This is a genomic window from Odoribacter sp. N54.MGS-14 (genome assembly GCF_000980295.1).
In the GTDB taxonomy this organism is placed as follows: Bacteria; Bacteroidota; Bacteroidia; order Bacteroidales; family Marinifilaceae; genus Odoribacter; species Odoribacter splanchnicus.
In genome coordinates, this window is the sequence record NZ_LARL01000014.1 from 41,139 (window position 1) to 60,601 (window position 19,463).

Here is a 19,463-nt window from a genome sequence, read left to right on the forward strand (position 1 = left end):
GCTTGTAAATGAGAAAATACATCTTTTTCCTATCGGTTATTTTAATGGGAGCTTGCCAATCACCGGCAGTCTTCGAAAAATATGAAGAACAACCCGACGAAGTCTGGAACCGGTATCATATCGTCGAATTTACAGCCGACATCCCGGACAGTGGACAATATATAGTGAAACTCTGTTTGCGGCATACCACCGATTACGAGATGGCCAATCTTTGGTGTTTCGTCTCTACCCGCAGTCACGGACAAGAGCAATTATCCGATACGGTAAACCTGAAAATAGCAGAACCCGACGGCCGTTGGTTGGGAAAAGGCAACAGCATTAAAACATTGGAACAACCGATCAATCGTAATCCGGTGACTCTTCCCCAAGGAAATGTAATCTTCCGGATCGAACAAGGCATGCGGATGGAAGAAATGGCCGGAGTAAAAGATGTAGGGATAAAGATCGAGAAAGTGCAAACTCAGGGATAAGGATTAATCAGATTCATAGAAAAAAGATGGCAAAGAAAAAACTGGCACGATTTGCAGAAATGGAAGTATTACCCAATGTGTTCCAGCCCAAGCATGAAGAGGTGTTTCGTACGGATTACCCCCTGAAGGGAAAATGGAATGAGGAGGTCTTTCATAACGATCATCCCATCATTCTGGAAATCGGGTGCGGCAAAGGAGAATATACGGTCGAACTGGGAAAATTGTATCCCGAAAAAAATTTTATCGGACTGGATATCAAGGGTGCCCGTATGTGGAAAGGGGCTAAAACAGCTGTAGAAGACGGAATGAATAATGTAGCTTTCCTGCGTATGTATGCCGAAATGCTCGAATCGGTTTTCGCTCCGGGAGAAATTGCAGAACTCTGGATTACCTTCCCTGATCCTCAAATGGCTAAAGCCCGTAAACGCCTTAGCGGGACCCGCTTTTTGAGTCTCTACCGGAAAATACTGGCCCCACAAGCTGTGATCCATCTGAAAACGGACAGCCTGTTTTTATACCGATACACCTCGGCTCTGATCGAACTCAACCACTTACCGGTAGAAGTCCGAACCGAAGACCTGTACGGCTGCGGCTGGGAAGATAAAATTTTGAGCATTAAAACATTTTATGAAAAACAGTGGCTATCGAGAGGGAAACAGATCAAATATCTCCGTTTTTCTTTAGGAGAAGACATCCCTCTGACCGAGCCCGACGTAGAAATAGAAAAAGACGATTATCACAGCGAAACACGCTATATGAACAGTCACCTTGTTCACGGAAATAAAGCAATCAGGAATAATTGAAAATGGAAAAGAAGAGAGTATTGATGGCTATGAGCGGAGGTATCGACAGTACGGTCGCCGCCATGTTATTACTAGAGCAAGGATACGAATTGGTAGGCGTAACTTACCGTACTTTCGACAATATATCCCGGGGATGTATGGAGAAAGAAAAGGGATGTTGCAGCGTCGATTCTCTGTTCGAAGCGAAACGTATGGCTCAGGAACTGGGATTCGAACACCATATTCTGGATATCCGGCAAGAATTTAAAGATACGGTGATCACCAATTTTATCGGAGAATATCTGCAAGGACGCACTCCCAACCCTTGTGTCATCTGCAATTCGACGATCAAATGGGGGAAATTGATCGAGACGGCCAACGAAATGAGATGCGATTATATCGCTACCGGCCATTATGCCCGCATCGGTCATCAGGATGGACGCCGGTATCTGCGGAAAGGAGCAGACCTCTCGAAAGATCAAACGTATTTTCTTTGGACCCTGACTCAAGAAAATCTATCCCGTACGCTTTTCCCACTGGGCGAACTGACCAAACCCGAAGTGCGGCAGATCGCTTTTGATCACGGATATGAAAAACTGTCTAAAAAAGGGGAAAGTCAGGAGATTTGTTTCATTCCCGGCAATGACTACCGGACTTTTCTGGCCGAACAGGTCGAAAACTATACGGAAAAATACGGTCCGGGGAACTTCGTCGATACCAGTGGTAAACGCCTGGGCGAACACAAGGGATACCCCAACTATACGATAGGACAGCGGAAAGGACTGGGTATCGCTTTAGGCCAGCCGATGTTTGTCATAGCCATTCATCCCGAAGATAATACGGTCGTACTAGGCACAAAGGAAGAATTGCAAGGAAAATCTTTCTTTGCCAAAGAGATCAACCTCATGAAATACGCAAAAATCCCCGACGGGCTGGAAGTCACCGCCAAGATCCGCTACCGGAATGAAGGGAAGAAAGCTTCTTTATATCCGGAAGACAACCGCCTGCGCGTCGTCTTTCATGAAACCATGGATTCCATCACCCCCGGCCAAAGCGCCGTATTCTATGAAGGAGAAGACGTTGTGGGGGGAGGGGTGATAGAAGGTAAAAGGCTATAAGCTAAAAGCCTTTAGCTTCATAGCCTTTTCAGCTTCTCTTCAATGATCCCGGTGATCACATCCCGTAAAGGGAAACCCATGACACGGACCATTTTGGGGACGAAACTGTTGGCGGTCATACCGGGCGTGGTATTGACTTCCAACATGATGATTTCTTCCCCCCGGACAAAACCGTCGATACGGACGATTCCTTCACACCGCAGGATGTCATATACCTCGGAAGCCATATCCTGAATCCGGCCGGTAATCTCTGCAGAAAAACGTCCGGGAATAATCTCATCCGACATTTTTGCATCGTATTTAGCCTCGTAATCGAAAAATTCTTTTTTGGGAATGACCTCGGCGACAGGCATAACCACTTTTTTATCTCCTACTTTGTATAAACCGCAGGTAAACTCAATCCCATCGATAAAGCTCTCGACCAAAATCTCTCTGCACATCTTGAAAGCCCCCTCGACCGCAGCATCGAAATCGGCAGCTGTCTTCACTTTAGACACACCGAAACTCGAGCCTTCGGCATTGGGCTTTACAAAACAAGGTAAACCGACAGCCTTCAGCACCGCTTCTTTATCGAAAGCCTTTCCTCTGACCAGCATGATCGGATGAGTCGTATTGATACCAAAAGCATTCAAATAATTCGTACAGGTATATTTATCGAAAGTAATGGCTTCCACCAAAGTATTACAGGTTGAATAAGGCACTCCCATCATATCGAGATAACCTTGCAACATCCCGTTTTCACCGGGATTACCATGAATGGTGATATAGGCGAAATCAAAAACAACTTTCTTCCCCTGGTATTCAAATGAAAAATCATTTTTATCTACCGGAAATTTCTGATCTCCGATCTCCACCATCCAATCTCTGCCCCGTAAGATCATCAGGTATTTATTGTATTTTTCTCCGTCTACTTCTGAAAAGATATGATTCCCGGATTTTATAGATACTTCATATTCAGAAGAATTTCCTCCTGCAATCACCACTACATTTTTTTTCATGATCTAAAAGTTATATTTTCAATTCCTATCGTGCAAAATTAACTTTCAAATTACAAATATCAATTTTTGCTGAACAATATTTCCATCCCAACTTTCGATATTTAAGAAGTACGATCAGTTTACCTGCATTCAACCCGATTCAGATTTTGTCATAAAAATCACTATATCTTTCCCGTCTCCAGCATATAATACCCGTTCCGCTTCTACCGGATAAAGGTTGTTATATTTTTTCTTTTTATTCCGATTCCGGGTTTTATACCGTCAGACCGGAGCGTCTGAAACGGTCCTGTTCCAATGGTCTCCTATGCGTTCAGAAACATACCCGCTCCCTGAAGAAATTACCTTTGCCATGATGTTTATATTTAGTTCTGAAGTTGATAATATAATAAAAAAAGTTTAAATCTCCAATTTATTTTCAATTTAATGCCAATTTTAATTGGTGTTAAAATGGAGATTAATTGGAATTGAATTGGAGTTGATACATATTAACTATATGGTAACTACCTATTTACTATATGGCAAAGAACTACCTTCCTCAGGCTTTTACTTGAAGCAGAAGGTAAAATGAATATTACTCTTCAATAAAACTCTTTTTGAAAGCAGGATAAATAAACTGAATCTTTATTGATGGATCCTTTCGAAAGTATTCAATCAATACCGCTCTCCAAATACGAATACCGAAGACGAATAAGTACAAAAAATGCTAGGTTTATTTCGTTACCAATTCGTCTCCGGTGATCGGAATTGGCGACCCGGTCGCTTCTGTCGGTCGTCTACCTTTTTCTTTCACTGACCGGCGGAACTCCTCACTACGTTCGTCAGACACCACCGGTCGGGCGTTCAGAAAAAGCAAAACGACACTCGCCAGAGCTCCAATGGTCGCCAATCCCGATCACCTTCGACTTACGTTATCACTGAATTGCAGACCGGTCTTGATTTGAGAAATAACATTCTACCTAGAAATAATCCGGACGGTCCGGCTTCCTGCTGCTGCTAATTTCTGGTTGTATTTTCTTTGCCGGTTAGCTCTGCCGTGAGATGCAGGGTTTTATGGCGGAAGACCATTGGAGCAGGAACGAGTGTCCGGTTAGGTTTTCCGAACGCCCGACCGGTGGTGTTTGACGAACGTAGTGAGGAGTTCCGCCGGTCAGAGAAGGAAAGCCTTAACGGACCGGTCCTGGCGAACCGGTCTGACGGTATAAAACCCGGAATCGGAATAGAAAGAAAAAAATAAACCTAGAATTATTTAGATATGTTTTTATCTTCTTCAGCTAAATCCTTCCATTTGGTAATGAAGCCATTGCTTCAATCTCAGGGCCGGATATAGAAAAGCAGCCATTTATGGACTGGAATAATAGCGATATAGTAAGAAAAACATTTCTTACAAGGCATACCGTCTGCTAAATAATGGATCAATCCCAGAGAAAATTCATGAATAGGGGGAAGGGTATCCAGTAAATTGCCGTATGTGTCTTCCTGTTGAGAGAGGGTCATTTTTTTATATTGTTCCTCGCATAAGACAGGAAATTCACTCAAACGATAAACGAGACAATCCGAATTTTTTAAGATACGAATATCGAGTTCGATACCGACAGGAATCACAAGTAATTGTTTATTATGGATGATGAGATGGGGAAAATGTAAGCCGTCGATCCGGATCTCTCCCTGAAGTAGGAAAAGAATACTATTTTGTTTAAAATGATATTGTTGATAGGAATAACCTTCTAAAAAACGGAGATAATAAAACATATCCCCTCCACAAGAAGGGCAATCAGAGCAATTTATGTGTTCGTTACAAGGCATAGCACTAACTTTTTGCTTGTTGCACACACATAAATTTTCTTCCTGGACAAACATATGGATTTTTCCTGGAAGGAACTAATTTGAAAGACAATAATCTGAAATTATTTTAGCTTGCGTTGAAAATGCAGAAACCAAAGTGGAAGAACAGAGCCTTTCAAAATACTCGAAATCGTGATACTCCACCAAATTCCCGTCAACCCTAATTGGGGGAAGGAGGTCAGAAAATAGGCCATCGGAATACGTGCTCCGGTGAAAATAATCCCGGTCAGTGCCGGAGGAGTCGTATGTCCGGTACCATTGAATGCTCCGGCAGTAACGGATTCGGTTACCATGAAAAGTTGTGATAAAGCCAAAATCTTCAGGTAATTACCGCCGGCTTCAATGGCTTCCGGTTCGTTTACAAAAAGCCCGAAGATCTCGTGGTTTAATACAAAGAAGAGAATTCCGGCTCCCAAACCGATACTCCCGGCTATTCCTAATGTCAGGCGATAACCTTTACGGATACGTTCATAATTTCCGGCGCCGTAATTCTGTCCGGTAAAGGCAGCCAAGGCGGTAGAAAAACCGGCAGCAGTCATCCAGGAGATGGCTTCGATCTGTGCTCCGATACTTTGAGCAGCGACCCCTACTGCTCCCCAACGTGCGGCTAGGGTAGCCAAGGTCAAGGAAAACATGGAAAAGAGGGCATTTTGTATACTGACCGGCAAACCCAATAAAATGATACGTCGTGCATAATCTTGTTTCAATCGGCTGAGCAGGTGCATACGCCCTAACGGAAACCGGTCACTGAAGATCCGGCGTGCAAAGATGCCGTAAACCACTAATTGTGCTAATGCAGTGGCAACGGCAGCCCCTGCGGTACCCCAGGCCGGAAAGGGACCGATGCCGTAAATCAGCAAGGGATCGAGGATAATATTGACGATAAGTCCTACGGCAGAAGTACGGAAAGGAGTCCGGCTATCTCCCTGACCATTGTAAAGACCGCTGAACGTATTGTTATTGAATTGGAAAAATAACCCGGGAGCGACCAGACGCATATAATCGATCGCCTGGGTCGAAATAGAGGTTTCAAAACGGAACAAGCCCATCAGTAAAGGGGCTGCCAGGATGATGATACAGGCATAGATAAATCCGATTGTAGTCGATAAGGTAATGGCCTGACTGGCATAATGAGCTGCCCGGCGATAATCTTTCGAACCGACAGATTGGGAAACCGTAATCTCAGCCCCGATTTTAGTCATAAAGGACAAAGCGTTGCAAAGCCAGGTAAAAAAACCGGCAGCTCCGGCTGCAGCGACAGCATCACTTCCCAAATGACCGAGCCACAACATATCTGTCATGCTATAAGCCATTTGGATAAAAGAGGCCGAGATCAAGGGCACAGCCATGATCCACAAGCTTTTAAAAATACTGCCCTGTGTCAGGTCGGTTGTCTTCATCGATCTATCTACTATAATATGTCTTCCCCCTACTTCCTTTTTTCCTCTTTTCCCTTTTCTTTTCTCCCTTCGATCCTCTCCCCCCTCCTCTTCCGCTTTTAGCCTTTAGCTTATAGCCTTTTACTTTTTACCTTTTTTATTATAAGTTTCCAGTGCTTTTTCCAAAACCACCAAAGCCTTTGCCAAGTCTTCTTTCTTTAAGACATAAGCCAGGCGGACTTCGTTTTTACCTAATCCCGGAGTAGTATAAAACCCCGAAGCCGGAGCCATAAAGATGGTCTGACCCTCGTAATCGAATTCTTCCAGACACCAGGCACAGAACTTATCGGCATCGTCTATCGGAAGACGGGCCACTGTATAAAACGCTCCCATAGGTATAGGAGAATAACAGCCAGGGATCCGGTTAAGCCCGTCGATCAGGAATTTCCGGCGTTCGACATATTCATCATACACGTCGCGCATATATTCTTCGGGAGTATCCAGTGAAGCTTCGGCCATGATCTGTCCTATCAAAGGAGGACTTAAGCGAGCCTGACACCATTTCATCACATTCTCCCGGACTTGTTTGTTTTTAGTAATCAGAGCCCCGATCCGGATACCGCATTCACTGTAGCGTTTGGAGACAGAATCGACCAGAATGACGTTGTTTTCGATACCTTCGAGGTGAAAAGCCGAGATATAGGGTGCACCGGTGTAACAAAATTCCCGGTATACTTCGTCGGAAAACAGGAACAGGTCGTATTTCCTGACTAAATCCCGGATCTGGTTCATTTCTTTTCGGGTATACAGATAGCCGGTCGGATTGTTGGGATTACAAATCAGGATTGCTTTGGTACGCGGCGTGATCAAAGCTTCGAATTTTTCTACCGAAGGGAGAGCGAAGCCCTCGTCTATAGTAGAAGAAATCGTCTTGATCACTGCTCCGCAGGAAATCGCGAAAGCCATGTAATTGGCATAAGCCGGTTCGGGTACGATGATCTCATCTCCCGGATCGAGACAGGCCATAAATGAAAAAAATACAGCTTCCGATCCTCCGGTAGTGATGATGATATCGTCCGTACAGACATCTATATTGAATTTGTGGTAGTATTCTACCAGTTTTTTCCTAAAACTCAGAATGCCTTCACTGGGAGAGTATTCCAGCACTTCCCGGTCCAGATGGTGCGCCGCTCGTAATGCCACTTCCGGGGTCGCCAAATCCGGCTGACCGATATTGAGGTGGTAAACGACGGTTCCCTTGGCTTTGGCTCGATTAGCCAATGGGACCAATTTCCGGATAGGAGATGCGGGCATATCTATACCGCGTTGAGAAATGGTTGGCATTCGTTGAATATTTATTGTTTTTGTGTAATTGAGGGGCAAAGATAATAATAAATTCCAGGAACTTCAATTCAAAATCACAGCCAAACCCGGCAACTCTACATTGTATCCAAAACTTAACCCCTAACTTTAAATTACAGGGAAAAGGTTAGCGGGATATTTTATTGTATACCTAATTAAATTATCCTCAAAATTAAAGAATTTTTTCTCTAATATTTTGCTTTAGATCAAAAAAGGAGTAAATTTGACGTCGGAATAAAAACTCCGAAAAAGCTAATATATGATTAAGTATAACAATAAAATTATTACGAAATGAAAGTAACAGTTGTTGGAGCAGGTAACGTTGGTGCAACGTGCGCAAACTGCATTGCAGAAAAAGACATCGTAAACGAAGTGGTTCTTTTGGATATCAAGGAAGGTGTTTCCGAAGGGAAATCGCTGGATATGTGGCAGACTGCCCCGATCAATTTGTATGACACCCGTATTAAAGGTGTAACCAATGATTATGCAGCGACTGATAATTCTGAAGTAGTGGTGATCACTTCCGGTCTTCCCCGTAAACCGGGCATGAGCCGTGACGATTTGATTTCAACCAATGCCGGAATTGTAAAATCTGTTACTGAAAATGTAATCAAACATTCTCCGAATGCTAAGATCATCATTGTATCCAACCCCTTGGATGTGATGTGTTATTGTGCTTTCTTAGCTGCTAAAGTCGATTCATCTAAAGTATTCGGTATGGCCGGTGTATTGGATACTGCCCGTTACCGTGCTTTCTTAGCCGAAGCACTGAACGTATCTCCGAAAGATATTCAGGCACTGTTATTAGGTGGACATGGAGATACAATGGTTCCGCTGCCACGTTACACTTCTGTAGGTGGTATTCCTGTAACCGAATTGATCGACGCCGATAAATTGCAGGCAATCATCGAACGTACCAAAGTCGGTGGCGGCGAATTAGTTAAACTGATGGGAACTTCTGCCTGGTATGCTCCGGGTGCAGCTGCAGCTCAAATGGTCGAAGCGATCATCCGCGATCAGAAACGGGTATTCCCGGTTTGCGCTATGCTGAACGGCGAATATGGTATGAAAGACATCTATCTGGGCGTTCCGGTTGTATTGGGTAAAAACGGTATCGAAAAGATCATCGAAGTAAAACTCGACGATCAGGAAAAGGAACTGTTAGCAACTTCTGCAAAAGCTGTTAAATCGGTGATGACCGTATTGGACGACATGAAAATGTTCTAAAAACAGCCTAAAGGTTAAAAATAAAGAAACCGCCCCGAAAATCAGGACGGTTTCTTATTTTTGCGCCTCAACTATCAAGCAAGAGGGAAATGAAGAGGAAAAAAAATAAAAAGGCTTGCCATTTTACGACTCCATATCATCCTTATATCAATAGCCGGATTCAGACAGTAGCCGTTGAAATAGTCGGTTTGGAAGACAACAGCTACCACCTGATCGTACCGGTAGAAATCAATGGTATACAAGGAGATATGATTATCGATACCGGCGCATCGGTCACCGTCGTCGACAGACAGGTGTTCCCGGAAGACCTGCCCGAAGAAGCAGACGTTCAGATGACATCGGGTAGCGTCACCGGTCAGATCCACGACGTACATTTAGTAAAAGCAGCTAAATTTAAAATCGGGAAACGTACGATCAAAGAGATGCCGTTGGCTGCTATCGATTTAAAATATGTAAACGAAATGTACGACAAACATCTCAACCGGAAAATTATCGGATTATTGGGGTGTGACTTTTGTGTCAGGTATCAGGTGGCTATCGATTACCGGAAAAAGGAATTTACCATGTATTTTTAATAATCTACCATCTAAAAATCAGAATTATCTGTTTTTTTAGAAAAAATATTATACTTTTGCGCATTAATCGTGCTTAAAGAATTAGCAAAAATTAAGTCATATAATAATTTATTGTAAAATGCAGAATAAAGGAGCGATCACATTACTTGCTATTGCATTAGCGTTAGTGAGTCTTTACCAGTTATCTTTTACCTGGAAAACCAATCGGGTGGAAAAAGCTGCGAGGGAATATGCGCAGGGAGATCCCGTAAAGGAAAAAGTTTATCTGGATTCTATTGCAAACAAGGAAGTTTACAATTTCCTGGGAATTGCACAATACACTTACAAAGAGTGTAAAGAGTTGGAATTAAATCTGGGTCTTGACCTGCGTGGAGGTATGAACGTAACCATGGAAGTCGACGTGGTCGACGTGGTCCGCAGTCTGGCCAACTACAGTCAGGATGAAGCTTTCAATCAGGCTTTACAAGAAGCGGTGAAGATGCGTACATCCAGCCCGAAAGACTTTGTAACCCTGTTCGGCGAAGCATTCGAGAGAATTGCCCCGAATGCACAGCTGGCCTCTCCGAATATTTTCGGAACCGTAGAACTGAAAGATAAAATCAAAATCGGAGCCAGTAACAAGGAAGTTTTAGACGTTATCCGTCAGGAAGCCGAAGGAGCCATCGACAATACATTCAATATTCTGCGTACACGTATCGACCGTTTCGGTGTAGCACAGCCTAATATCCGTAAAGCAGATATCTCCGGTCGTATCGTGATCGAACTTCCGGGTATCAAAGATGCTCAACGGGTAAGAAAATTGTTGCAAGGAACAGCAGCGTTGGAGTTCTATGAAACCTTCGATAACGGAGATTTCTTTCCTTATCTGCAAGCAGCCAATGAAAAAGCCCGTACTATCGTTGAAGCTGAAGAGATACTGACTACTGAAAATGCAGCCAATGCAACGGCAGAACAACCGGAAACAGCCAAAGCGGATACAACTGCCAACAGCCTGATTTCTCAGGCCGCAGCACAAGATTCTACCAATAATCTGCTGGCCGATGAAGCTGCTTTCAAAAAAGCGAATCCTCTTTTCTCCGTTCTGACACCTAATATCGACCGTCAAAGCGGCCAGATCATCCCGACAGGTTCTTTAATAGGTTATTCTCATGTAAAAGATACGGCAGCGGTAAATGAAATCCTGGCTATGCCACAAGTAAAAGCGACTCTTCCCCGTAATGCCCGTCTGCTGTGGGAAATGAAACCCAATGGGGAGGTTATTGCTTTACATGCGATCAAAATCACGACCCGTGACGGCAAAGCTCCCCTGGATGGAGGTGCTGTCGTCGATGCCCGTCAGGAATACGAACACAACAGTGGACGCCCTGTGGTATCCATGAATATGAATGGAGAAGGAGCTAAAGTCTGGGCCCGGCTGACCAAAGAAAATGTGGGCCATAGCATCGCTATCGTATTGGATGGTTATGTTTGTTCTTCACCGAACGTGAACGATGAAATCAAAGGGGGTAGCTCACAGATTTCCGGTCAGTTCGACGTAAAAGAAGCCCAGGACTTAGCCAATATCCTGAAATCCGGTAAATTACCTGCTCCGGCACGTATCATTGCCGATGAGATCGTAGGACCGTCCTTAGGTAGCGAATCTATCCAATCCGGTATGTGGTCGTTCGTGATCGCTTTCGGTTTGGTTCTGATATACATGCTATTCTTCTATAGCAAAGGAGCAGGTCTGGCAGCAGACATCGCTTTGTTTACCAACTTATTCTTCTTATTCGGTGTACTTGCTTCTATCGGAGCGGTATTGACCCTACCGGGTATTGCCGGTATCGTCCTGACAATGGGTATGTCGGTTGATGCCAACGTATTGATCTATGAACGTATCCAGGAAGAATTGAGAGCAGGTAAAGGGTTGAGATTAGCCATCAAAGAAGGTTACAAACAAGCTTATTCCGCCATCATCGACGGTAACGTAACAACCTTATTGACCGGTTTCATCCTTTACTATTTTGGAGAAGGCCCGATCAAAGGTTTCGCAACCACATTGATCATCGGTATCTTCACTTCATTGTTCTGTGCGATCTTCATTACCCGGATCATTCTCGACAATGCATCCAAGAAAAATGATAACGTCAGATTTACCACTCCATTTACAGCCAACTGGTTGCAGGACGTACACTTCCCATTCCTCGAAAGACGGAAAGTGGGTTATACGGTATCCGGTATTATCACCGTTGTTTGTCTGGTATCTATGTTCACCCGCGGATTCGATAAAGGCATCGACTTCGTCGGAGGTAGAACTTATACGGTTGCTTTCGACCAGCCGGTAGAAGTGGAAAAAGTAGCAGAAAGTCTGGCTGCTGTGTATGGAAGTGCTCCTGAAGTAAAAACTTTCGGCGGAGACAATCAGGTCAGAATAACCACCAAGTATAAAATCGAAGATGAAGGAACGGAAGCTGACGACGAAGTAGAGGCCTTATTGTATGAAGGGTTGAAAAGCTACTTACCCGACGGTACCAGCAAAGAAGTATTCCTGAGCGACTATCGTCAAATGTCGCAGAAAGTGGGACCGGCAGTGGCGGAAGATGTCACCCGGGCTGCAATCTGGTCGGTAATCTTTGCCTTATTAGTGATCTTCGTTTACATTATGGTACGGTTCAGCAAATGGCAATATGGTGCCGGTGCCGTCCTCGGATTGGCTCACAATACCATTGTCGTATTAGGTTTGTTCTCCCTGTTGGCCGGATTCCTGCCTTTCTCTCTGGAGATCGACCAGGCCTTTATTGCAGCCATCCTGACCGTAGTGGGTTATTCGATCAACGACACGGTGGTTGTATTCGACCGTATCCGTGAATACCATCATCTGTACCCGAAACGCGACGATCTGGAAGTAACCGACTCTGCATTGAACTCTACATTACGCCGTACGTTCAGTACTTCTTTGTCGACCTTAGTGGTATTGTTAGCGATCTTCATCTTCGGTGGTACTTCTATCAAAGGTTTCGTATTCGCTCTGTTGATCGGTATCATCGTAGGAACCTATTCTTCTCTGTTCGTGGCCACACCGTTAGCTTACGAATTCAGAAAGAGATTCGGTAAAAAAGAAACGACTGTCGTGAAGAAATAAACAGTTCTCACTCTCATAAGAAAACGCCTTGCAAAAGGCGTTTTTTTTGTACTTTATTGGTATAATACAGGATGCGGCTCGGCCATGCCAAATTTGAAAACAAAGTTTTCATTTGTCATTGCTCCCGCCTTTCACTATATTTGTATAATATAGGATGCGGCTTGGCAAAATCAATCAAACCAGTTTGTTGTTTTTGCTCTCGCCTTTCACTATATTTGCCTAAAAATGTCCTATGCGTCAAATTAAAATATGTTTGGGCAGTTCGTGTTATTCCCGGGGAAACAATGTCCATCTCGAAGTGATCAAGAAATACATAGCAGAAAATCACCTGGAAGCCGAGATTTCATTCTCCGGTCATCTGTGCGAAGAATTATGCAGTAGCGGTCCGATCCTCCGAATCGACGAGAAAGTCTACAAAGAGGTCAATCTCTCGGGTTTATACAAAATACTTCAGGAAGAATTTCCGATAAAATAATAACAGGCGAAAGGCAACCTCACCCATAACACAGTTTACCCAGCAACCATGAACAGATCTATGGATTTAAAACCGATCTATACCGAACCGGAAAATTGTCAGGACTGTTATAAATGTGTCCGTGAATGTCCGGTAAAAGCGATTCAGATCGAAGACAATAAGGCCTACATCATAGAAGAACGATGTATCTACTGTGGCCACTGTACCCAAGTTTGCCCTACCGGTGCAAAAAAGATCCGGGACGGGGTCAGCCGTACCCGTCTTATCTTGCAGAATTATCCCCGGGTAATCTTATCCCTCGCCCCCTCCTGGGCCTGTGAATTCGAAGATTTATCCATCGGACAACTTATCGCAGCCATCCGCAAACTTGGTTTTTCAGGAGTATCCGAGACTGCGATCGGTGCAGAATTGGTCTCTTCACGGGTATCGGATTATCTACAGCAATCGCAACCGGGAGTGTATATCTCTTCCGCCTGTCCGGTAGTGGTCGAATACATCCGGAAATACTCCACCGAGCATACTCCGGCCATCACGCCGATGCTCTCCCCTATGTTAGCCCATGCCAGAATTTTAAAAGACTATTACGGAAACGATTTAAAAGTCATCTTTGCAGGCCCATGTATCTGTAAGAAACTGGAAGCGGATCATTTTAAAGACCTGGTGGAAGTGGCTATCACTTTTAAAGACCTGAAAAACTGGTTTGAAAAAGAAAATATTCATCCCGAACAATTAGCTCCGGCTGCAGAGGATCACTTTATCCCCTGGCAGGCCGGAATCGGTTCTCTGTATCCTGTCGAAGGAGGCATGCTTCCGGGTATCGACGGTGAAAGCAAAAAGATTGTAAAAATGGCTTTCTCCGATTTGAGTAATATCAAAGATGTCATCAAAAACCTGGATACACGCCGGGAAAAAGATACGATTTTTCTGGAACTGCTGGCTTGTAAAGGAGGCTGCATCAATGGTCCGGCCAAACTCAGCCAGACCTCTCTGGCCATCAAAAGATACAATATTCAGCAACACCGGGCCGCACACCCCGAAAGTACCGTTCCCGATCTCGGGCATATCGATCTGACCACGACATTCAAGGCTTACGACTGTTCGGCAGCCCGGCATACAGAAGAAGAGATCAAGCAAGCCTTATCTGCTGTCGGTAAAAACAGTCCTGAAGACGAGCTCAACTGTAGCGGGTGTGGTTATGACTCCTGCCGTGATTTTGCAGTAGCCCTGGTCGAAGGCCGGGCAGAAGAAAACATGTGCGTATCCTATATGCGACGGGTGGCCCACGACAAAGCGACCGTCTTGTTACAAAAAATACCGGCAGGCGTATTACTGGTCGATAATGATCTGAAAATCTCCGATATGAACAGCTGTTGTGCCAACCTGCTGGGAGAGGATGTCGTCATGGTCTACGAAGCTTCGCCCGGATTACAAGGCGTTGAATTAGACAAAATCTGTAGCTTCACCGACCTCTTCCGCACGGTATTGAACACAGGTAAAGAGATCACGGAAAGGCAAATCCGGGAAGGCGATAAAATCTGGCTGCTCTCTATTTATAATATCCAACCCCACCGCCTGGTATTCGGAATCTTACAGGATCTTCGGGAACCTTATGTCCGTAAAGAATGGATGCTGGAAAAAACCCAGGAAGTGGTACGCAAATATATGGCTACAGTACAGGAAGTGGCTTGCCTGCTAGGTGAAAATGCAGCTTTTACCGATGCTACCCTACGGTCGATTATGGAGGCAGGGGAAAAGGTAAAAAGCTAAAGGCCAGAAGCAAGAGGGGAGGGAGAAAAAAGGTTGGAGGGGGAAAAGATGGGGGAACGAGTTTATAAGAAAAAGGAAGAATGAAAGAATCGGATATATTTATAGAAGTAGACTGTTTCCAAAAAAATAAAGCAGGCAATATCGTCTGTGGAGACAGTTACATGTCCCAGAAGTTAAAAGAGGAAGACCGGATCATCAGTGTATTATCGGACGGTTTAGGGAGTGGCATCAAAGCCAGTGTTTTATCGGCGATGACCGCTACCATGGCCATGAATTACACAGCCATGAACGAAAGTATTCTCCAAACCGCTCTCTCGATTATCCATACCCTGCCTAAGGATATGGTCCGTAAAATCAGTTATTCCACCTTTTGTATCTTCGACATCGATTGTTTCGGGAATACCCGGATTGTGGAATACGAAAGCCCGGCGGTCTATCTGTTTCGTCGCGGACAGGCAGTGGAAATCCGGAAAAAAAAGATCCCGATCGAACGGGAAGATCTGGAAAATACCTATCTGTGGATATCGGAGTTCAAGCTGGAAAAAGAAGACCGCCTGATTTGTTTTTCCGACGGAGTCAGCCAATCGGGAATGGGTAGCAGTAATATGCCTTTCGGTTGGGACGAAGGAGTCGGTATCTATATCGCAGAAACCTTAAGCCAGCACCCCGGTATATCGGCGAAAGAATTAGCCCGCAAGATCGTTTTAAGGGCCGAACGCAACGATAACTATCGTTTGCTGGACGACACCAGTTGTTGTGTCATTTACCGGCGAACGCCGCGCAATCTGCTCATCTGTACGGGCCCGCCTTACGATGAAAAAAAAGACCGGTATCTGGCAGAAAAAGTCAGGGATTTCAAAGGTAAAAAAGTACTCTGCGGAGGAACGACAGCCACGATTATTTCGCGGGAACTTCAATTCCCCCTGCAGGTCAGTATGGATATCACCGATAAAGAACTCCCCCCACTCTCCTATATGGAAGGAATCGACCTAATCACGGAAGGGATTCTGACCTTAAGTAAGGTGGAGCGGCTTTTAACCCAAGGGGTCCCCGAAAAATCACAGGGTCCGGCCAACGACCTGGTTAATCTGATACAAAACAGTGATAAAATCACCTTTATCGTCGGTACCCGGATCAATGTGGCACATCAGGATCCCAACCTACCCGTAGAACTGGAAATCCGGCGTAATGTGGTAAAAAAAATTAAATATTTATTAGAAACGAAATTCCTGAAAGATGTAGAAATTACCTATCTTTGACCCCTCAAAATGACACACATCAAAGACTACACATTAACAGGAAAGAAATTTTAAATTTGAATCCTATGGACAAAATCAAGCTGAGATTATGTGCAGGAACCATGTGTTATGTCATGGGCGGAGCCCAATTAATGGAAATAGAAGAATTGCTGTCTGAAGAAGAAAAACAAGGCATTGAAATCACCTTTTCTCCTTGTCTGCAACGGTGTAACGGCAAAGATACACCTCCTTTTGCAGAACTGAACGGAGAAATCATAACCGGTGTCAGTAAAGAAACCCTATTACGAATTATAAAAGAAGAATTAAGACATGTTGTACGATAATTTTGCGATGCTCACCAAACGGGAGTTATTAATCCGGATTGTCAAGTTATTAAAAAAAGACGAACTGATCACAGGTCTGAAATATCTCCCTGTCGAAATGCGTCCACGTAACAAGCGACCGGTGAGGTGTTGCATCCACAAAGACCGTTACATCCTCAAACACAAGATTATCTCGATTCTGGGCTTTGAAATTACAGACGAAGAGATCGACCTGATCCATCTCTCCGATTTCGCCCGCATGGCGATGGCTAATAAAAATATGAAGGAAAATATCCTTTCTGTTGTCCACGAAGCTTGTAGTGCCTGTATCCAATCACAATATGCCGTCACAAACCTTTGCCGGGGATGTGAAGGCCGGCCTTGCGTGATGAACTGCCCCAAAGCTGCAATTTCGTTTATCGGCGGCAAAGCCAGTATCAGCAGTGAGGATTGTGTCAGCTGCGGATTATGCCAGAAAGTTTGCCCCTATCATGCCATTGTATACACGCCTGTTCCTTGCGAAGACGTTTGTCCCGTAAAAGCGATCAGTAAAGATGCCGAAGGCGTAGAACATATCGATAAAGAAAAGTGTATCTATTGCGGAAAATGTATGCAAGCCTGTCCCTATGGAGCTATCATGGAACGGTCGAAAATCATCGATATACACAAAAGTATTAGTAATCCGAAGAAAAAAATCGTAGCTATCCCTGCTCCTGCTATTTATGGCCAGTTCAATGCCACTCCGGGGCAAGTGCTGGCAGCGATCAAACAAATCGGTTTCGACGATGTGATCGAAGTTGCTCTCGGTGCCGAGATCACAGCTGCAAACGAAGCCAAAGAATTGGAAGAAAAAATGCAGGAAGGCCAAGCTTTTATGACCACCTCTTGTTGCCCGGCTTATACCGGTTGGGTGGACAAGCATGCTCCGATGCTGAAACCCTATGTTTCGGAAACCCGGAGCCCGATGGTCTATGCAGCCCGATACGCGAAGGAGAAATATCCGGATGCCGAAGTCGTATTCATCGGACCGTGTCTGGCCAAACGCCATGAAGCCGATTCGGTCGACGAAGTGGATTATGTGATGAGCTTCGAAGAGCTGGGTGCTTTTATGGTGGCTTATGACATAGATGTAGCCAATTGCAGCGAGAAAGAGCTCAACCACGAAGTGACGAAGTACGGCCGTGGATTTGCTCAGGCCGGCGGAGTCCAGGCAGCTGTTGTCAATGCCATCGGTAACAAATATTCCAATATTCATATCGAAGGGTTGGATAAGAAAAATCAAGCCCTATTGAAGAGTATGGCTAAAAAACCCGACGCTCAATTCGTCGAAGTGATGGCCTGCGACGGAGGTTGTATCAACGGTCCCTGTTCATTAGCTCCCCTCACCTTAGCCAAACGACAAATCAAAAAAGTACTGGAATAACTAAAAGAACAATTGGTTTGTCAAATCGATGTCCCCTGTACCGCCTTTTTACGGCCGCAGGGGGCATCGATCTTATAATTACGTACCGTTTAGCTACAGAAGTTTCAAAAGTTAACCGTTGTCACTGAAAAAGATACATTTAGTGTAAACATGTATATAAACACCCAATGCTATTATTTGCATCAGATTCTAATTAAAAAACAACAGCTAAGATCTATTTAAGTTCATTCAAACATATTTTCCACCCTTCCATTCTTGAAAGATCGGATGGTCCCCAATTTCCGTTCCTCTGTTTCATCCGATCGTTATTGTAGCCTAAAAGAACACGCCTTTGAAAATTTCATCCATTTCCGGAACATAACCGTCACACTCCTTCAAGGCTTTCCTGAATTTTTCAAAATGTACCGGCGACAAGTGCTTGGTCAGGAAATTTTTGTGCTGGTACAGAAAATCAATCTTATCGGAAGTTTCTCTAAACTGTTCCAAAAATAATTCACTGATTCCTTCTCCAAACTGGATATTTCCCATTGCTTCCAGATAGGCCTGAGTATTTTTTTCATTCTTGTTTTTCCGGTAATTCTGCCGGAGCTTTTCCAATTTTGTCCCCTCTTCCACGGCAACGTCCATCCGGCGCAACCACTCTTTTACGGTGAGCGAAGCTCCTCCCATCCGGTATATCACTTCCCCCTGAGGAGAAAAGATCCAAAATGTCGGAAACGAACCCACCGTATACAGGGCATTAAATTCCTTTGCCTCGTCTTTTTCTATATCATACTTCACAGAAATAAAACGTTTATTAAAATAATCGCCGGTTTCTTTCCGGGTAAAGATGCTATCCGCCATATACCGACATGGTCCGCACCAGGAAGTATAACAATCTACGAACAGCATCTTGTGCTGTGTCTTAGCCATTCTCAAAGCTTCCGAAAAAGGAACCGGTTTAAAATCTATTCCCTGAGCAAAAAGCTGTACACCGATACCCAAAAACAACCCTAATAATAGTATTCTTTTCATATATTATTTTTCAAATTTATAATATTCTTTATTTAAATAAATTACAGAGATAAGTCTGTTGACTTATCTCGAACCGTATACTAAAGTGCGGCTACCATCCCACCCCACTGCCTCAATGCGTGTAGAACCTTCCGGATAGCATACCGAGGTAAATTCTTTATTTTCAGATCCGGAACCCGCCATGGCCACATGAGTCAGGGTTTCTCCCTTATAGGTTTCAAATACCACTGCATTTTCCCAGCTTCCGCTAAGCACTTTACACCTTAAAGAGTTTACTTTAAATACTCCAGCCCCATACATTCCTTTGACAGGTAATTGTTTTTCAAAAGCCTCCAGACTATTGGCCGTC

17 protein-coding genes and 1 pseudogene are annotated in these 19,463 nt (G+C 44.3%); 11 read left to right on the plus strand and 7 right to left on the minus strand.

Annotated elements, in window-relative coordinates:
* Positions 1-8: 8 nt before the first annotated feature.
* From WS42_RS04910 to mnmA, 3 genes are read left to right on the plus strand one after another with little or no spacing between them, the layout of a single operon-like run.
* Positions 9-470, plus strand: coding sequence for a gliding motility lipoprotein GldH (locus WS42_RS04910; protein ID WP_013613438.1), 462 nt, complete (start codon positions 9-11; stop codon positions 468-470).
* A 26-nt stretch (positions 471-496) separates the two neighbouring features.
* The gene (gene trmB, locus WS42_RS04915) at positions 497-1,273 is read left to right on the plus strand and encodes a tRNA (guanosine(46)-N7)-methyltransferase TrmB (RefSeq protein WP_022159855.1); all 777 of its coding nucleotides are present in this window, start codon (positions 497-499) and stop codon (positions 1,271-1,273) included.
* Between the two features lie 2 nt (positions 1,274-1,275).
* Positions 1,276-2,370 carry a tRNA 2-thiouridine(34) synthase MnmA gene (mnmA, locus tag WS42_RS04920; RefSeq protein ID WP_013613436.1) on the plus strand — a complete coding sequence of 365 codons (1,095 nt, stop codon included), beginning with the start codon at positions 1,276-1,278 and terminating at the stop codon, positions 2,368-2,370.
* 17 nt (positions 2,371-2,387) lie between these two features.
* Here mnmA and WS42_RS04925 read toward each other — a convergent pair whose 3' ends face one another.
* The 5 genes from WS42_RS04925 to WS42_RS04940 form a co-directional block, all read right to left on the minus strand.
* Positions 2,388-3,368, minus strand: a complete 981-nt coding sequence (locus WS42_RS04925; RefSeq protein WP_046402328.1) for a D-alanine--D-alanine ligase — start codon at positions 3,366-3,368, stop codon at positions 2,388-2,390.
* A 709-nt stretch (positions 3,369-4,077) separates the two neighbouring features.
* Positions 4,078-4,254 (minus strand): hypothetical protein, encoded by a 177-nt coding sequence (locus WS42_RS15335; RefSeq protein ID WP_162609965.1) that lies wholly within the window; start codon positions 4,252-4,254, stop codon positions 4,078-4,080.
* 425 nt (positions 4,255-4,679) lie between these two features.
* Entirely contained in the window at positions 4,680-5,171 is a 492-nt protein-coding gene (locus WS42_RS04930; RefSeq protein WP_140398506.1) for a hypothetical protein, read from the minus strand.
* Positions 5,172-5,272: 101 nt separating this feature from the next.
* Positions 5,273-6,610 carry an MATE family efflux transporter gene (locus WS42_RS04935; RefSeq protein WP_022160017.1) on the minus strand — a complete coding sequence of 446 codons (1,338 nt, stop codon included), beginning with the start codon at positions 6,608-6,610 and terminating at the stop codon, positions 5,273-5,275.
* A gap of 120 nt (positions 6,611-6,730) precedes the next feature.
* On the minus strand, positions 6,731-7,933 hold the full coding sequence (locus WS42_RS04940) for a pyridoxal phosphate-dependent aminotransferase (RefSeq protein ID WP_022160016.1): 1,203 nt from the start codon (positions 7,931-7,933) through the stop codon (positions 6,731-6,733).
* A 309-nt stretch (positions 7,934-8,242) separates the two neighbouring features.
* Between WS42_RS04940 and mdh the strand changes: the two genes are divergently transcribed.
* From mdh to WS42_RS04980, 8 genes are all read left to right on the plus strand, one after another.
* Positions 8,243-9,178, plus strand: coding sequence for a malate dehydrogenase (gene mdh / locus WS42_RS04945; RefSeq protein ID WP_013613431.1), 936 nt, complete (start codon positions 8,243-8,245; stop codon positions 9,176-9,178).
* Positions 9,179-9,267: 89 nt separating this feature from the next.
* The gene (locus tag WS42_RS04950) at positions 9,268-9,753 is read left to right on the plus strand and encodes a retropepsin-like aspartic protease (RefSeq protein ID WP_046402329.1); all 486 of its coding nucleotides are present in this window, start codon (positions 9,268-9,270) and stop codon (positions 9,751-9,753) included.
* Between the two features lie 118 nt (positions 9,754-9,871).
* Positions 9,872-12,874: a protein translocase subunit SecDF gene (secDF, locus tag WS42_RS04955; protein WP_046402330.1), complete on the plus strand. Its 3,003-nt coding sequence runs from the start codon at positions 9,872-9,874 to the stop codon at positions 12,872-12,874.
* 232 nt (positions 12,875-13,106) lie between these two features.
* A complete protein-coding gene (locus WS42_RS04960; protein WP_013613428.1) occupies positions 13,107-13,349 on the plus strand; it encodes a (2Fe-2S) ferredoxin domain-containing protein in 243 nt (80 codons plus the stop codon).
* A 48-nt stretch (positions 13,350-13,397) separates the two neighbouring features.
* Positions 13,398-15,116, plus strand: a complete 1,719-nt coding sequence (locus WS42_RS04965; RefSeq protein ID WP_229053317.1) for a [Fe-Fe] hydrogenase large subunit C-terminal domain-containing protein — start codon at positions 13,398-13,400, stop codon at positions 15,114-15,116.
* Positions 15,117-15,196: 80 nt separating this feature from the next.
* Positions 15,197-16,375: a SpoIIE family protein phosphatase gene (locus WS42_RS04970; RefSeq protein ID WP_022160012.1), complete on the plus strand. Its 1,179-nt coding sequence runs from the start codon at positions 15,197-15,199 to the stop codon at positions 16,373-16,375.
* A gap of 56 nt (positions 16,376-16,431) precedes the next feature.
* Positions 16,432-16,698: an NAD(P)H-dependent oxidoreductase subunit E gene (locus WS42_RS04975; RefSeq protein ID WP_256316269.1), complete on the plus strand. Its 267-nt coding sequence runs from the start codon at positions 16,432-16,434 to the stop codon at positions 16,696-16,698.
* Positions 16,685-18,100, plus strand: a complete 1,416-nt coding sequence (locus tag WS42_RS04980; RefSeq protein ID WP_022160011.1) for a monomeric [FeFe] hydrogenase — start codon at positions 16,685-16,687, stop codon at positions 18,098-18,100. Before WS42_RS04975 ends, WS42_RS04980 begins: the two co-directional genes overlap by 14 nt.
* Before the next feature lie 315 nt (positions 18,101-18,415).
* Here WS42_RS04980 and WS42_RS15340 read toward each other — a convergent pair whose 3' ends face one another.
* Entirely contained in the window at positions 18,416-19,114 is a 699-nt protein-coding gene (locus tag WS42_RS15340; RefSeq protein WP_087394351.1) for a thioredoxin family protein, read from the minus strand.
* 63 nt (positions 19,115-19,177) lie between these two features.
* Positions 19,178-19,463 (minus strand): annotated as a pseudogene (locus WS42_RS04990) (M60 family metallopeptidase); the annotation flags it as partial.

Coding starts and splice junctions, on each gene's coding strand:
- WS42_RS04910 (WP_013613438.1), top strand. CDS start 9: ATGAGAAAATACATCTTTTTCCTATCGGTTATTTTAATGGGAGCTTGC.
- trmB (WP_022159855.1), top strand. CDS start 497: ATGGCAAAGAAAAAACTGGCACGATTTGCAGAAATGGAAGTATTACCC.
- mnmA (WP_013613436.1), top strand. CDS start 1,276: ATGGAAAAGAAGAGAGTATTGATGGCTATGAGCGGAGGTATCGACAGT.
- WS42_RS04925 (WP_046402328.1), bottom strand. CDS start 3,368: ATGAAAAAAAATGTAGTGGTGATTGCAGGAGGAAATTCTTCTGAATAT.
- WS42_RS04930 (WP_140398506.1), bottom strand. CDS start 5,171: ATGCCTTGTAACGAACACATAAATTGCTCTGATTGCCCTTCTTGTGGA.
- WS42_RS04935 (WP_022160017.1), bottom strand. CDS start 6,610: ATGAAGACAACCGACCTGACACAGGGCAGTATTTTTAAAAGCTTGTGG.
- WS42_RS04940 (WP_022160016.1), bottom strand. CDS start 7,933: ATGCCAACCATTTCTCAACGCGGTATAGATATGCCCGCATCTCCTATC.
- mdh (WP_013613431.1), top strand. CDS start 8,243: ATGAAAGTAACAGTTGTTGGAGCAGGTAACGTTGGTGCAACGTGCGCA.
- WS42_RS04950 (WP_046402329.1), top strand. CDS start 9,268: ATGAAGAGGAAAAAAAATAAAAAGGCTTGCCATTTTACGACTCCATAT.
- secDF (WP_046402330.1), top strand. CDS start 9,872: ATGCAGAATAAAGGAGCGATCACATTACTTGCTATTGCATTAGCGTTA.
- WS42_RS04960 (WP_013613428.1), top strand. CDS start 13,107: ATGCGTCAAATTAAAATATGTTTGGGCAGTTCGTGTTATTCCCGGGGA.
- WS42_RS04965 (WP_229053317.1), top strand. CDS start 13,398: ATGAACAGATCTATGGATTTAAAACCGATCTATACCGAACCGGAAAAT.
- WS42_RS04970 (WP_022160012.1), top strand. CDS start 15,197: ATGAAAGAATCGGATATATTTATAGAAGTAGACTGTTTCCAAAAAAAT.
- WS42_RS04980 (WP_022160011.1), top strand. CDS start 16,685: ATGTTGTACGATAATTTTGCGATGCTCACCAAACGGGAGTTATTAATC.
- WS42_RS15340 (WP_087394351.1), bottom strand. CDS start 19,114: ATGAAAAGAATACTATTATTAGGGTTGTTTTTGGGTATCGGTGTACAG.